Raw genomic sequence first — 13,059 nt, forward strand, 5'->3', positions numbered from 1 at the left:
GATCAGCTCCGTTTCACTTAATTCCTCGCATCTTATCGATCCGCTCAGCTACCCGGTAAGCCGCCTCCAATTCCGAGCAGCCGGTGCGTTGCATCAGTGTCCAACGTTCGGCCTTTTCCTCGGGTTCCGTCATGGCCAGGGCGAGATAGAGGCTAGGTGGCACGGCCCGAAACAGCGTTTCGAGTTTCTTCGACAGCACGACCCCTTCGGTGAACTTACCCGGTTCCTTGTTGGCGGAGAGCAACAAGGCTTTCTGCACCGGTGAAAGCTTCTTGAACCGCGCGATTTCTTCAATCTCCGCTGGCGGCATGTTCAAACAGATCCACCATTCGATCATGTTGAGCATCGTCTGTGCAGCCGTGGGAAAGTCGGCAAGATTTTGTGTGGCCAGCCAGAACCAGGCGCCGAGCTTGCGCCACATCTTCGTGCCCTTGACCACGAACGGTGCTAACAGCGGGTTCTTGGTGATGATATGGCCCTCGTCGGTGACCATAATTATCGGTCGGCCCAGGTACTGATCGCGCTCTGCAAGGTTATTCACGGTGTTCATCAGGCTGATGTAGCTGATGGACATCTGGGCTTCGTAACCTTCACGAGCATAGGTGGCCAGGTCGACGATGGTCACATCGCTCTCGGGCCAAGGCGTGCCTTCACGATCGAACAGTTCACCCTCGAAACCCTGGCAGAACAGGTCCATGGACTCGCCCATTTCCTGGGCACGCTCACGACGCTTCTCCGGCAAGTGCGTGTCGGCGGCGACGCGCAGCAACGCGTCCCGCACGTCGCGGGTCAGCACCTGCCGGCCTGCGGCGACGCAGGCCTGCGCCGCGTCAAGGATGCACTCGCGGATCAAGCTGCGATCGGCTCGACTCAGGCGCGCCTCTTCCTTGGCCTCGCCGCCGGTGATCATCAGGCGGGCGGTGATTTCCAGTTCGCCTAGAACGTCGCGCTGGTTTTCGCGACTGGCTACCGTCTCATCGTCCAGCTCATCGATCGACAGACTCGCCACCTGATCCGGCTGCTCGACCAGGCGCCAGGCATCGGCGAACGGGGCGAGGCTGATTGCGGTACCAGGTTTCAATTGGACCTTGTTGACCGACAAGCCCTGTGTCGCGAAGTAGTCGCCCTGCAAGCCGAATGAGTTACCGGCCTCAACAATAAACAGGCGAGGGCGGTACACCGCCATGACCTGCATCAGCAGGGTGACCAGGGTGGCCGACTTGCCGGCGCCGGTCGGCCCGAACAAAAGCAGATGGCCGTTCATGGTCCGGTCCAGACGTGACAACGGATCAAAGGTCAACGGTGAGCCACCACGATTGAATAGAGTGATGCCGGGGTTGCCGGTGCCGGTGCTTCGCCCCCACACCGGAACCAGGTTCGCCAGGTGCTGGGCGAACATCAGCCGCGTGTACCAGTTGCGCGTGTCGCGGGCCGGGTTGTAAACCATCGGCAACCAACGCAGGTAGCTGTTGCAGGCGGCGACCTCATCGCCTTCACGTACCGGTTGCAGCCCCGCGCCCAATAGCGCGTTGGCAAGGCTGACCGAGCGCTGGTGCAATTGCTGTTCATCGTGACCGCGCACATAGAACGCCAGGGTGCCGCGGTACAGCTTGTGCTGGCGACCGATGATCGCACGAGCCTCTTCAACATCCTGACGACTCTGGGTCGAGGCCAGGTTTTCACCGATGGCTTTGCGTGCCAGACGGTTCAGCTGCTCCTCGAGCACATCTTGGGGTTTGACCACCAGGGTCAGACTCATCACCGTGCCTTCGGGTAACTGGTCGAACAGCGCATTCACCGCGTCGCCCTTGCGAGTTTCACCAGTGAGTTGACCAATCAAGGGCGCTCGGCGCAGCTTGTCCACTACCATCACGCGGTGGGGCTGCTCATCGAAATACCAGAATCCGCGATGCACATCCGAACGCGGCTCATTGAAAAATAGCCGCTCGGCGAAGTCATGATCGAAGGGCAGTTCCAGCGACTCACCATCGCCCGATTCCGGATAGGCCACGCGGCGGTAGAAGTCCTCAGGCTCTTCATCGCTAAGTTTGGGGGCCGGATTGAACCAGGGCAGCAGCCAGGCATACAGACTGCGGCCATCGACTCGCGTCGATTGCACCCCGCACGCCTGCAACGAAGCACGGATACGTTCGCAAGCCTGTTGCAGGGATTGCAGCGGGGTGAGCCCCGTCTCTTCACCGTAGTACTCAAGCCAGCGATAGACCACCAGGCGCAACCGACGGTTATTGCCGCGCCAGGGCAGGCGCGTCACCACCTTATCCTCAAACAAACCACCAGGCTTGGCGATGGCCTTCAGATGACGGCGGCTGAGTTCCAAATACGCTTCGGTGAAGACCGTGGCTCGCGCGCTGTCCTGGATATAATCGGTGAGCCGGGTCAGGTAGGGGGTGAAGTCGTTGTCGTCCTGACAGAAAAACTGCGCCACCCACGGAGCTTGGTCCAGCTCGTCAAAGCTATCCTGCAGGGCATCCTCGAGGGCATCGCGGGCGGCCATCAACCAATCGGGTTCGCGCCCCTCAGTGCCAATGGGCAGCAACTCGAACACGGCACCCACCGAGCGGTTGTCATCCAGTAGAAAACACTGCTCGGTGTCGAGGTATTCGACCCATGGCAGGTGATCGGTGAAGCTGGGGTTATGCGCATAGAGTGCAGCTTCATCGGCCAAGGTGGCGCGAGGGCGCAATGGGTGGCGCCAGGCTTTCCATGCAGAAGTGCGGTTGCCCGAGTCGCCGGTACGCATTACAAGTCCTCCTGACGTTCTCCGGGTAATGCGTACTGCACCCGTTGGTAGAACGGAAAGACGGTCGAGTAACCCGGAACCGGTGCCTGCTCGGTACCGCTCAAATGCGGATACACGTACAGCACCAGATCGGGATTGGGCAGGCGCGGGAACAGGTTGCGGATCTCGTTCGCCGCTGTGCGCGTGTACGGTTCCTGGAGAGCCGCGGAGACATCTGCCTGAGCCAGCGGGCGGCGTAACTGCTGTCGAGCATCCAGCAGTTGCTGCTGAGTGCCTTGCGAACCGGCGCCGTTCCAGATATCCATCATAGTTTGCTCGCCATGGGGCAGCAGCGTGTCTTTGTCGGTGGAACACCCCGACAGAACCCAGCAGAACACGCTAATCCAGGTCAGGCAGAGAGGCATGGTCTTTTTCATGGCGAACGCTCCGGCCCTTGGGCTCGTAGTCGATGGTGATCTCATGGTCGAGGTGCAGCGCGACTTGGGCGGCCGGTGGCACGTACACGGCAGCAAAGGTCTCGCCATACAGTTTGTTGATCCACTCGCGAATGTCGCTGACCCCACCACTGAGAATTGAATTCAGCGCGCTATTGCCACTGCTGCTGGTGACCCCAAGCGTACTGCCGCCCGAACTGATCACGCTGCTGCTGTTCTGCTCATCCCCGAGCAAGGCGGCCACACCGGCGCCGGCGGCAGTGATCAAGCTCTGGCTGCCGAGGTACTGTTGAGCGTTTGAGCGGCGTTCGCCGGCAACGCACGGGATGCCATATGGATCGGACAGGTAACCGAGTCCGCCGCGAATCTTGTCGGTGTTTGAGCTCTGGGTGGTGGAGGCATTACGGCTGGCTACCGCCTTCGGCTGGGGCACCGTGCGGATGGTGCCGTCGGTAAACACAAAGGTGATTGACTCGACCTGTCCGCGCACGCAAGACAGGGCCCAGTCACCGGATGCCGTGCCGCTCATTACGGCCCCCGCGACGTCCGGCAGGTCGATGCCGTTGGCGGTCAGGTTCTCCGGACCGACCAGCACCTTGAAGGGATAGGGGTCATTCACGGTGCCGTCCACCGGGACTCGGCCGATCATCGCGGTCATGGCGACCGAGCCCATCAGCGTGGCGTTTTCAGGAATGGTGTAGACCGGCTTTGCGCCTTCGGTACGATCAGCGGAGCGTGTCAGGTCACGTTCACCCTTGGTGACCTCGTGTAACTGCTTCTGGCTGCGGTCGATGGCATTGTCCTTCAAACCCTCCAGTGAGTTGAAAGCAGTAGGCAGACTCAGGGTGGACGCGGTCTTGGTTTTGCTTTGGGCGTCGGTGGACGGAGCATCCGAGGGCTCAATCCACTGCAGCGCATCATTGGCAGAATGCTGTCCTTCGAAATGAGCACCGTCGCCCGGCTCAAGCCCCAGTCCGATTGGCATATCCTTGCCTTTGCCGGTCAGCCCCGACAGCTGTTCCTGCAATTGCGTAAGCAGAGCACGGGCCTGGCGGCTGTCTTGTTCCGCTTTGAGTCGGGCCTCGTTGGCTTGTCGGCGGCCTTCGTCGACCTGTTGGGTTACGCTGCCAAGCGCGGTCTGGATGCGCGAATCGACACTATTTTCCCGCTCACGAAGGCGGTTGTTCTCCGTCTGCAGCGAATCGTTGTGTTTTTTCAGGCCGAGCATGTCGCTGCGCATGGCCTTCACCTGGCCGACCAAGGTGGCAACCGTGTCGCGTGGGGTATCACCCGCAATACCGAGCGACTTGGCCTGTTCGGCGGATAACTGGAGGTTGTCCTGAGCAGGCGGACTGTCTGACGAAGGCGAGGTACCACCCGCAACCCAAGTTTTCAGGATGATGAACACCACGCCTAGCAGCACAGCCGGTACCAACCATTTGAGCAAGGCGTTAGCTTTCATCGTCAGCACCTCGTGCAACGGGCGGGAGCGGCACGGCGTGTTCGAGGCCGGCACCGTGGGTGACGAGATAGGCAACCGTGGTGTCTTCAGGGCTGCCGACAGGCCCGAGGAAAGCATGCTGGAAGGACGCGGCGAACAACTTGGCCTGAAGCTGACGCGGGTCGAGTTGCACCGGCGCTGAACTAAGGTTGCGTAACTTCACCGCCGTCAACCAGTAATCACCGAGTCGCCAGGCGGCGATGGGCGTGCTGGACACGTTTTCAGTCGGCAGCAGGGTCGGCAGTGCGGTGCGCAGCTTGAGCGGGACGCGACGTATGCCGGGCAGAGGCTCAACGGTACGTAGAGGTGCGTACAGGCTTTGTGCGGCGTAGCGCGTCAAAGCGACCGGGATCGGCGTACGTTCTGGAACAGGCACGGCGCTAAATTCAGCCTCGGTAGGCTGCTCCTGAGCATTCTTGAGAATACGCACGGGTTCCAGCGGTTGATCGCCAGGCTTGGCTGCGATGTCCAAGAGGATGATCTCGCCCGTCGCGACAGATTGCAGCTGTAGGCGGGTCGGGTCGATAGCCTCCGACGCGCGCAGGTACAGCGTGCCGCCAGTTGATTGCACACGCAGCTTGCCCGTCAGGGTTGAGGGCACTCCGACGCGAACAGCCTCATCGACAAAGACCACCCGCTCCTGATTGATCACTAGTGGCACCGCGAGGGGAAGGCGTTCCCAGTGCATCAGCTCCACGGCCTGTGCTACTGCTCCCCATAGCATCAGTGAGAAGGTAAGTCCCAAGGCAGAAATCCGCTTCATGGCGCACCTCCAGGCAGGGAGAGCTTTTGCGGAGTGCCTTGATAACAATCCAGTGCCAGCCCCCACTTATTGCGTTCGGGATCCAGATCAAAACGCACCACGCGTAACGGATAACGCACCACCACCCGTTTTACTGGTTCCGCGGCGTAATACTCATCGGCATTGAGGTCGAGCTTGACCAGCCAACTATCGCGGTCGAGTTGCTTGACCCTGAGGTCCGGATCATCGCTGTAGCCTCGCCCTAGGATTTCGTAGACGCCTCGCACCCGCTGGCGCAGTTCGCCTGCGGCCTTGCGGTACTCATAGTCTCCATCAAGGAATGCCTTGCAAGCGGGTGTTAGGTAGGATTGCAAGCCATAGATTGCGCGGCGATAGTCCTGCTCGCCATCCGAGGGCCAGCGGTTGAGCTGACCAAAGATGTACAGGGCAAAGGCATACACATTTTCTGAAGGGATATCCCACCATTTGCGCATGCTGCCCGAGCGCAGATCTGGCGGTACATGTACGGTCAGATCGGTCGGTGCCGAGCGCCAGCCATACCAGAGTCCGGCGCAGACCAAGGCGAGGATTACCACCGCCAGACGCAGGCTGAAGATATGAGCCTGTTGAGCATCCACCTTGTTCCGAAAACGGCTCATGGTCGCCACCGGGACAGAGCAGGGCGGAGTCGACGCGAGCGGCGAACCGTCCAGACGCCGGAGTGGAGGACTAAACCTCCGCGCCTCAGGCGCCAACGGCTGGCGAGTATCCATTCCAGCTTGCGGTACAACCAGGTCTCGGGACGGGCTCGTTTGGCTCGACGCAAAAGCGTGCCACCGGCTAATAACACCACGGCCATGCCTGCGATCATGCCGGTCGGCGCTACGGCAATGGAAGCGGTGGCGATCGCCAGAGGAACGCCCAGCAGCAGGCCGATGACTGCGCCGGTACCCAGCGCTATCCACATCTCATCATTGGTCAAACCTCGCAGTACGGCAGGGTCGCGATTGAGTCGCTCGGGCAGAAAAACCAAGGTGCCGTCGGCAAGGCGTTCGATAGTGTCGTTCATGTCGACCTCACAGAATCGCGGCAGCCTTGGTCAGGAACCAGATGATGATCACCACCAGCAGAGCTCCGATACCGACTACAGCACCCAAGTCCTTCCAGGTCTTGCGCTGGTTCTGCACGTCGGCATAAACGGTCAGGGAGTGCCAGGCCACACCGAGAAAAGCGAGCAGGGCGATCAGCAAACCGAGCAGGATACCGCCGTCGTAGGCGTAGTTTTTGATCGTTTCGATCAACCCGGAACCTTCACCCCGTGAAGGCGCTTCCATGGTCGGTAGTTCGGCAAAAGCCAAACTTGGACCAAGCACCAGCAGCAGACCGATCAAGCGTTGGCTCGCACGATCACGCAGGTTGTTTTTCAGAGGGGCAAGGCACTTGAGCATGGCGGCGATCTCCTGGATTAGGACAGGGTGAAGAACATCAGGACGAGTATGGTGAGCAAGATGCGGGCGACACTGCCGCCGAAGGCTCCAAAGCGCACGCTGCCGTTGGCCCAGCCCCGGTAAGCCGTCCACATCACCCAGGCACACCACAGCAAAGCCAGGACGAGAACCAAGGACAGCCAGAGCGTCGAACTGCTCTGCGCCGAAAAACCGGAGGCGTTTTGGAAGGCGGCCGTCTGAGCGTCAGTCATGCTCATGGCGAAGCCTCCGCTTTCGGGTATCAAGGCGGTAATCGCCCACCATTTCATGGGGATCGCGGGGTTGAGCGCGAGAGGGGGACATATAGCCCTGCACCCCCTGGCGAATACGTTGGATGTCCTTAGACAGACGGAGATAGTCGAAGCGATAGCGCTCGACTGGTTCAGCCGTGCTGGCTGCCTCAGCTCGTGTCACAAGGCGTTCGATGGCGTCGAGTTGCTGCAGAATTAGACTGAACTGATCTTGCTCATGAGCAGATTCGGCATAGCTGCCGCTATGGAACGTCGTCAGTACGAACAGTGAGCAGATTCGGAAAAATTTGGTTGACATGCGGATAGCCCGTTTGGAGATGGGGCCAGCATTCATCTAACCTCCAGGGCTCAGCAGTAAGAAACATGAAACACGCTGCGTCATTTATTTCTATACAGCTCTTTGGGGCACCGTATCGAAGGTCAAAAACAGGCAAAAATGACACGTTACACTGCAAGCACTGTCTCGATTGCTCATGAAAAACGATTGGTGGCCGTTAACGTTTGATTCCGCTAACAACGTCGCTAGCGGGGCGCAGATAAGCTCCAACGAAATCAGTTAACGAAGAGTGAGTGCAAAGGGTGAACATTCAACAAGCAATTTGGCGGTATCGTATTCGGCAGGGCGTGGGCCTCTCCTTGATGGTCTTTGGTGCATTATTTTATTTTGTCTCGTTGTTGATTTCCCTACACCGTCAAGCGGAGAAACTCGCTGAGTCAGAGATCTTTGGGCATCTGGGTGGGCTGATGCAAAACTTGATAGCTGCTATTTACCAAATCACATCGCCCTTCATCGGTTTAGTTTGGAGCAACGCGCCTACTCTCAACCAGGAAAAACCACTCAGCTATGGGAATTTTCTGTTTCTCGGGTTGCTGGGTGTAATGATTGTTGGAAAGCAATTGCTCCTTTCCGCTAGACATCTCAGAGGGCGTGTTCAGGTCCAGCTTGAACGTATTGAGGAAGCTCACTGGCGCAGCTCGATGCAGAATGGTGCCGCAACCCAAGTCAACGCAAATCAGATCGGCCACATCAATTTTTATCAGCAATCAATGCCGCCATCTTCCACGAGTGATTGGTGGCAGCGGCCATGGGGTATCATTGGTTTGTCTATCATTGGCGGTTATATCGTCGCGGTATTGGCTAAATTGACCGGAATGGTTTAGCACGCCCGCAGTGCGTTCTATTAAATGTATTTTTTGAATGTCGCCGCGGTGATAGCGGTTGCTATCCCGAGCATCACCGCGCAAGGCAAAAAAACCGCTATAGGGTTGAGCGAAAACGGTAGGGATAGGTAAATAATCCAGGGTACGATCAGCAGTGGAAATACAGCTCGCTTAGCGCGGTGATAGACAAAGCTGCTTTCTCGTCCTGCTCCAAATTTGCGTAGATCGCGACGCATCAAACCATCGACAAAACCGGTGAACGAGACCAACAAAAATAGTGGTGTGGCCATGACGAGAATGGTCAGGCGCACCACGAAAGTGAAGGCCACATACACTGCAGCCAGCACGAAATCCTCAATGCTTACGTAGAGCTGGTTGATCCAACTCCAGAAACCGTTGCCCTGACTCGACACTCGCGCCTGTTGGGCAAAGTCCGCAAAGCCGGTCTTGACCAACAACCACTGATTGAGAAAGTCCAGCCACTGGCCAATCGTCTGCCCGGGTTGTTGAATGATCAGTGAGGATTTGAAGTGCTCGCTGAGCCAACCCAATTCGCTATTCAACATGGCTTGGCTGTGCCGCCAACCCTGCTCGCCCCAGAACAGCAGCAAACCGGCGAACTCGATGAGTATCGAGAACAGCAACGAGGCGATCAGCAAACCGATGATGCGTAAGACCAAGCCAATAACCGAGACGATCAATCCCGAGCGTTGGATCGGTTGTGGCGGCGTGTTCTGTACGGAAGTCGCCATCCTTTACTCCATTGCGCACCGTTAAGTTGCTGCTGCCACTGCGCCTGCCGTATACGTGTTTGCTGAATCAAAACCTGTAGCGGGGCGGGCTACCCCACCTGATCCAGATCGAAGTTGGTTGTCGGGCCGCCACCGCTCGCACTCCACCATTGGCCCGCCTGTTCGTTGTAAGTGGCCCGCATCTGCTGGGTAAGCTCCTGCAGGTCCTTGGGCATGGCATTCTCGTTGGAGGGCTTAGGCAAAGGCATGCGGACTTTCCAGAGCTGCCCACCGGCCTGGAAGGAGAACATTTGCCCCTTGGGCAAGCTGACGATATGAGCGGGCTCGATCAACGGCACGCTGGTGCTGCTGACGCGATCCTGCGAGGAGGACGTGAAGTCTGTGTTGGCCTCAGGATCGGAGGTGTCGGTAGCACCCGAGACAAGGGTCTTGGTTAGCACGTTGACCTTGGGCAACTGCTGGGTGAGCAATTCAGCGGTGGCCGTCTCGCGCACGCGGAGCATCTGCAGGGTGTTGAAGTTACCAATGACTTGGCCGGCCTTGGAGCGGTTACCAATGCGCGCTTCGATATCGCTAAGGGTCTGGGTGTAGGCCGTTACCTGGATGCCGGCGCCACCGCCCTTGTTGATTAGCGGGATGAATTCATCGCCCATCAACTCGTTGAATTCATCGGCGTGCAGGTTGATCGGCAGCTTGCCAGCGGTGCTGTCCGATTGGGGCAGACCATGGTCAATGCCATGTTTGTAAATATGGCCCGCGACCGAGACCAAATCGGCAAACATGGAGTTGCCCACCGCGGCGGCCACCTCGGCATCGGTCAGCGCATCGAGGCCGACATAAACGATGCCGCGTTTTCGGATGATCTGCATCCAGTCGAAGATCGGCCGCGGGTCATCTAAATCGGTGTAGTTGGGGGCCAGTAACTGGGCTGTCTTGCCGGTGGTGAGTTTCTCCAGTAGCGGCAGTAGCGAAGCCACGATTTTGTCGAAGTAGGTACGGTCATAGCGTACCGCCGAACGCAGCCCGTCCATTACTGGATCAAATACCCGCTTCACCGCCAGGTACTGCTCGATGGCCACCACGCGTTTTTCTCGTCCGACCATATGCCGGGGAATATTCTTCTCGGTGAGTTTGCCTTCAAGCTGGACGATCACTTCCCACGCTTTTGGATCAGTTCTGGCGAAAAAATGCTGGGCATATTCGATGAACAATGCGTCGATGTTGACCACATGCCGTTGGATTTGCAGATAGTCCGGACGTCGGCCCAACTCGATCAGGGCGCGGGCGATGATGTTGACGAAACGCCAGGCGAACTCGCGAAACGCCGCCGAGTTACCTTCGCCACTGAGCTGTCCAGCGATGCGCGACGCCACTTCCGAGATGCGCCCGAAACGACCCACGGCGTTGTAGCGGGCGGAGATCTCCGGCCAGCCTAGATGGAAAACATAGAATTCCTTTTCTCGACCTGCACGTTTGGCTTCGACGTACATGCGTTTGAGCAAATCGGCATCGCCCTTCGGATCGAAGACGATCACCACCTCGTGTTCAACTCGATGGATGTCTTGGGTGATGTACACCTCGGCGAGCCGCGTCTTGCCAACACGGGTCGTGCCCAGCACGAGGGTGTGTCCGACTCGTTCGCCCAGCGGCAGACTGACTTCCGTTTCGTCGGGCTCGACCCCATGCAACAGCGGTGAGCCACCGACTGGAGGTAAAGGGCGCAACGGATTAAAGGCGCTGTCCCAGGCCGTGACACGGGCCAGTGTCGAGAGCGGAAACGGTGCATGTTCTAGGCGACGTTCGAGTCCACGTGCCAGGCGGTAACGGGTCGGTTGATCGACGTAGTGAGCGACGGCCGGATCCTGGGCCTCGACCAAGCGCTGGGTGTGCAAGCGGGTCCAGCGAAAGCCGCGCCCCATGAACAGACGTTTGCGGCTCACCGGAATCTGCCGGCTGGTCAGTTCGTAGCGAGGCAGCCGGCGGATATTGCGCCGATAGCGCAACACCTCCCAGGCTTGTCGGAGGCGGATCAAACCGAACAGGGCATAGGCCAGAGCCGCAATCAGACCGATCTCGGGTGATAGGGCCACGGCCCAGGGCGAATACACGCATAACCCCGCCGCGGCGACGCAGATCGCCACGGTATACAGCTCAACTGCGGGCCGGAGTTTGGACTCCATCGCATGCTCGGCCATGACCCAGACTCACTGTTCCAGTGAGGTGGCTGTGATTAAGACAGGGTAGTGCTCAATTTTCAGGCGAGAGGCGATGTCGTTGCCGTTGACCGGTAGGATGGTGATGCCCGGCGCGGCTGCGCGAATTCGGGCCAGGGCTTCAGTATCGGTCACTTCGACGGCGAGGCCGGCCGCCCCCATTTCTTGCAGTTCAGTCGCGCGCTGATGCAGCCAAGCCAACGATTGGGGATCCTCCCCGACAAGGAAAAATGGCTGCAAGCCCGGCATGTCCAGGGTACGAGTTGTGATTTGGCCTGGGCTCAAGTGAGAGCTGCGCACGGGCAGTATCCAGGTTTCATCGGCAAATGCAGATAGGTCTGCATGTATGGCCCGAGCAGGCTGGGTCTTGTTGTTTATTGGCGGCCTGACAGCTTCAAACTGGGGGCGGGTGAAACCGCCAGGCTGAACTTCTGCAAACGACAGTCCCGGCTGGGCGAGCGCAGCCAAGAGCACGGCGAAGTAATACGCATTGGGAATTCGCTTCATGGTGGTGTGCCCTGTTTAAAGGAAACCTGCAGTCGTTCGAGTTGTTGAGAAAAGCCGGCGCGGTAACGCGCGGCCAGTGTCCCTCCTGCCGGGCGGTGATAGCGGCCAGCGGCTGACGCCCAATCACCGGTAACGGCGTGATGCTCTTGCAGCAGCGCGGCAGTCACGGCCAGATTGCGGTAGGGTTCAAGTGCTTCGCAGGGACTGGAAAAACGTTGTCCGTGATAACCCAGGTTGATTTGCCCAAGTCCCGCATCGACCCGCTTGGCGTCATACCGAGCAAGCGCCTGAAGCAAGGCGTGACAGGCGGTCTGCCGATTGGCGAAACGGTAAGGGCTACCGGCAATATTCAGCGTCCAGGGCCAGGGCAGCAGTCGACCACGGAGGCGGGCGCCACTCTCCTGCAGGGCAATCGCGAACAACACCGTGGAAGGGACGTTGGCGTCATGCGCTGCCAGTTGATAAGCCGGAGGCGGAAGTTCGTCTGCCCGGACGGCGTGCACCGTCAGCAGGAGCGCAATAGCAATCAATCGAGACGTTGCCATTGTCCGTTCACCTGCTGAAATGTGACGGGTAACGGTCTCGGGGCTCCCAGGCTGAACCAGCGACCACGGTCATGGTTCAGTGTGATCTGCCGGCGTTGGACCTTGGCTGGATCGATGTCCGCTTGCCGAGCCCAGCGACGGACGCGTTCATCCTCGCCTTGGCTGCCCACCAGATAAATATCAAGCGCCGTATCACTGCTTTGCAAACGCTGCGCTTCGGCGGTGCACGCAGGGCAATGGTCTTCGACAAACAGAGCACGGCGCGGCTCTACCGGTGAGCTAGCAGCGGGCGGGGATGCCATACCCTGAATCGGCAACAGTCCAGGAAACAGCCTGGCCCAAGCTGCGGTGTAGGCGTTTTGGTAAGCCAGCTCGCGCTCGGCACGTTTGGCTTCCAGCGCTACCTGCAATTCGGCATAGCGCTGACGCTCTTGGTCGTTCTCTGCTTCGACGCCGAGTGCAGTCAGCGGATCGAGATTCGGGCTCCAGTACCCACGCGGGCCGGCTTGGATCTGTTCGAAGCGTGTCCACTCCTGCTCCGTCAGACCCCAGCTTGCCGCCTGTTCAGAGTGCGAACGCTCCAGCGGAGCAGACTGCGTGTCCTGGGTCCGTGACGGTGTCGTGACGGGGTTGCCCAGCGCAGCGCCCGTGCTCAGCAATGAAATGAAACAGACGATGGGGCTCAGCGGAGCTCTGTTCATGATC

General features: G+C 59.0%; 15 protein-coding genes. 1 reads left to right on the forward strand and 14 read right to left on the reverse strand.

Features of this window, described 5'->3' with window-relative positions; translation table 11 throughout:
- Nucleotides 1–13 precede the first annotated feature (13 nt).
- The 9 genes from M1D99_RS11805 to M1D99_RS11845 are packed head-to-tail and all read right to left on the reverse strand — an operon-like array spanning nt 14 to nt 7,510.
- Nucleotides 14–2,761 (reverse strand): conjugative transfer ATPase, encoded by a 2,748-nt coding sequence (locus tag M1D99_RS11805; protein WP_458131848.1) that lies wholly within the window; start codon nt 2,759–2,761, stop codon nt 14–16.
- Nucleotides 2,761–3,177, reverse strand: a complete 417-nt coding sequence (locus M1D99_RS11810) for a TIGR03751 family conjugal transfer lipoprotein (protein ID WP_458131849.1) — start codon at nt 3,175–3,177, stop codon at nt 2,761–2,763. Before M1D99_RS11810 ends, M1D99_RS11805 begins: the two co-directional genes overlap by 1 nt.
- Complete coding sequence (locus M1D99_RS11815) at nt 3,140–4,657, reverse strand: TIGR03752 family integrating conjugative element protein (RefSeq protein ID WP_458131850.1); 1,518 nt, start codon at nt 4,655–4,657, stop codon at nt 3,140–3,142. The genes M1D99_RS11810 and M1D99_RS11815 overlap by 38 nt, the downstream gene beginning before the upstream one ends.
- Entirely contained in the window at nt 4,647–5,459 is an 813-nt protein-coding gene (locus M1D99_RS11820) for a TIGR03749 family integrating conjugative element protein (protein WP_458131851.1), read from the reverse strand. Before M1D99_RS11820 ends, M1D99_RS11815 begins: the two co-directional genes overlap by 11 nt.
- A complete protein-coding gene (locus tag M1D99_RS11825; protein ID WP_458131852.1) occupies nt 5,456–6,097 on the reverse strand; it encodes a PFL_4703 family integrating conjugative element protein in 642 nt (213 codons plus the stop codon). Before M1D99_RS11825 ends, M1D99_RS11820 begins: the two co-directional genes overlap by 4 nt.
- Entirely contained in the window at nt 6,094–6,507 is a 414-nt protein-coding gene (locus M1D99_RS11830) for a TIGR03750 family conjugal transfer protein (protein WP_458131853.1), read from the reverse strand. Before M1D99_RS11830 ends, M1D99_RS11825 begins: the two co-directional genes overlap by 4 nt.
- Before the next feature lie 7 nt (nt 6,508–6,514).
- Nucleotides 6,515–6,886: a TIGR03745 family integrating conjugative element membrane protein gene (locus M1D99_RS11835; protein WP_060738069.1), complete on the reverse strand. Its 372-nt coding sequence runs from the start codon at nt 6,884–6,886 to the stop codon at nt 6,515–6,517.
- 17 nt (nt 6,887–6,903) lie between these two features.
- Nucleotides 6,904–7,143, reverse strand: a complete 240-nt coding sequence (locus M1D99_RS11840; protein WP_458131854.1) for a TIGR03758 family integrating conjugative element protein — start codon at nt 7,141–7,143, stop codon at nt 6,904–6,906.
- Entirely contained in the window at nt 7,130–7,510 is a 381-nt protein-coding gene (locus M1D99_RS11845) for an integrative conjugative element protein, RAQPRD family (RefSeq protein WP_458131855.1), read from the reverse strand. Before M1D99_RS11845 ends, M1D99_RS11840 begins: the two co-directional genes overlap by 14 nt.
- Before the next feature lie 245 nt (nt 7,511–7,755).
- Here M1D99_RS11845 and M1D99_RS11850 point away from each other — a divergent pair, with 245 nt between their 5' ends.
- A complete protein-coding gene (locus M1D99_RS11850; protein WP_458131856.1) occupies nt 7,756–8,337 on the forward strand; it encodes a hypothetical protein in 582 nt (193 codons plus the stop codon).
- A gap of 20 nt (nt 8,338–8,357) precedes the next feature.
- Here M1D99_RS11850 and M1D99_RS11855 read toward each other — a convergent pair whose 3' ends face one another.
- The 5 genes from M1D99_RS11855 to M1D99_RS11875 form a co-directional block, all read right to left on the reverse strand.
- Nucleotides 8,358–9,089 carry a TIGR03747 family integrating conjugative element membrane protein gene (locus M1D99_RS11855; RefSeq protein WP_458131857.1) on the reverse strand — a complete coding sequence of 244 codons (732 nt, stop codon included), beginning with the start codon at nt 9,087–9,089 and terminating at the stop codon, nt 8,358–8,360.
- Nucleotides 9,090–9,178: 89 nt separating this feature from the next.
- A complete protein-coding gene (traD, locus tag M1D99_RS11860; protein WP_458131858.1) occupies nt 9,179–11,284 on the reverse strand; it encodes a type IV conjugative transfer system coupling protein TraD in 2,106 nt (701 codons plus the stop codon).
- A gap of 9 nt (nt 11,285–11,293) precedes the next feature.
- Entirely contained in the window at nt 11,294–11,809 is a 516-nt protein-coding gene (locus M1D99_RS11865) for an integrating conjugative element protein (RefSeq protein WP_458131859.1), read from the reverse strand.
- On the reverse strand, nt 11,806–12,354 hold the full coding sequence (locus M1D99_RS11870; RefSeq protein ID WP_458131860.1) for a lytic transglycosylase: 549 nt from the start codon (nt 12,352–12,354) through the stop codon (nt 11,806–11,808). Before M1D99_RS11870 ends, M1D99_RS11865 begins: the two co-directional genes overlap by 4 nt.
- On the reverse strand, nt 12,336–13,055 hold the full coding sequence (locus M1D99_RS11875) for a TIGR03759 family integrating conjugative element protein (protein WP_458131861.1): 720 nt from the start codon (nt 13,053–13,055) through the stop codon (nt 12,336–12,338). The genes M1D99_RS11870 and M1D99_RS11875 overlap by 19 nt, the downstream gene beginning before the upstream one ends.
- Nucleotides 13,056–13,059 lie beyond the last annotated feature (4 nt).

It is taken from the genome of Pseudomonas sp. R3-41, assembly GCF_054161485.1.

Excerpts from the sequence above, each read along its gene's own strand:
- M1D99_RS11805 (WP_458131848.1), bottom strand. The coding sequence starts at position 2,761 with ATGCGTACCGGCGACTCGGGCAACCGCACTTCTGCATGGAAAGCCTGG.
- M1D99_RS11810 (WP_458131849.1), bottom strand. The coding sequence starts at position 3,177 with ATGAAAAAGACCATGCCTCTCTGCCTGACCTGGATTAGCGTGTTCTGC.
- M1D99_RS11815 (WP_458131850.1), bottom strand. The coding sequence starts at position 4,657 with ATGAAAGCTAACGCCTTGCTCAAATGGTTGGTACCGGCTGTGCTGCTA.
- M1D99_RS11820 (WP_458131851.1), bottom strand. The coding sequence starts at position 5,459 with ATGAAGCGGATTTCTGCCTTGGGACTTACCTTCTCACTGATGCTATGG.
- M1D99_RS11825 (WP_458131852.1), bottom strand. The coding sequence starts at position 6,097 with ATGAGCCGTTTTCGGAACAAGGTGGATGCTCAACAGGCTCATATCTTC.
- M1D99_RS11830 (WP_458131853.1), bottom strand. The coding sequence starts at position 6,507 with ATGAACGACACTATCGAACGCCTTGCCGACGGCACCTTGGTTTTTCTG.
- M1D99_RS11835 (WP_060738069.1), bottom strand. The coding sequence starts at position 6,886 with ATGCTCAAGTGCCTTGCCCCTCTGAAAAACAACCTGCGTGATCGTGCG.
- M1D99_RS11840 (WP_458131854.1), bottom strand. The coding sequence starts at position 7,143 with ATGAGCATGACTGACGCTCAGACGGCCGCCTTCCAAAACGCCTCCGGT.
- M1D99_RS11845 (WP_458131855.1), bottom strand. The coding sequence starts at position 7,510 with ATGAATGCTGGCCCCATCTCCAAACGGGCTATCCGCATGTCAACCAAA.
- M1D99_RS11855 (WP_458131857.1), bottom strand. The coding sequence starts at position 9,089 with ATGGCGACTTCCGTACAGAACACGCCGCCACAACCGATCCAACGCTCG.
- traD (WP_458131858.1), bottom strand. The coding sequence starts at position 11,284 with ATGGCCGAGCATGCGATGGAGTCCAAACTCCGGCCCGCAGTTGAGCTG.
- M1D99_RS11865 (WP_458131859.1), bottom strand. The coding sequence starts at position 11,809 with ATGAAGCGAATTCCCAATGCGTATTACTTCGCCGTGCTCTTGGCTGCG.
- M1D99_RS11870 (WP_458131860.1), bottom strand. The coding sequence starts at position 12,354 with ATGGCAACGTCTCGATTGATTGCTATTGCGCTCCTGCTGACGGTGCAC.
- M1D99_RS11875 (WP_458131861.1), bottom strand. The coding sequence starts at position 13,055 with ATGAACAGAGCTCCGCTGAGCCCCATCGTCTGTTTCATTTCATTGCTG.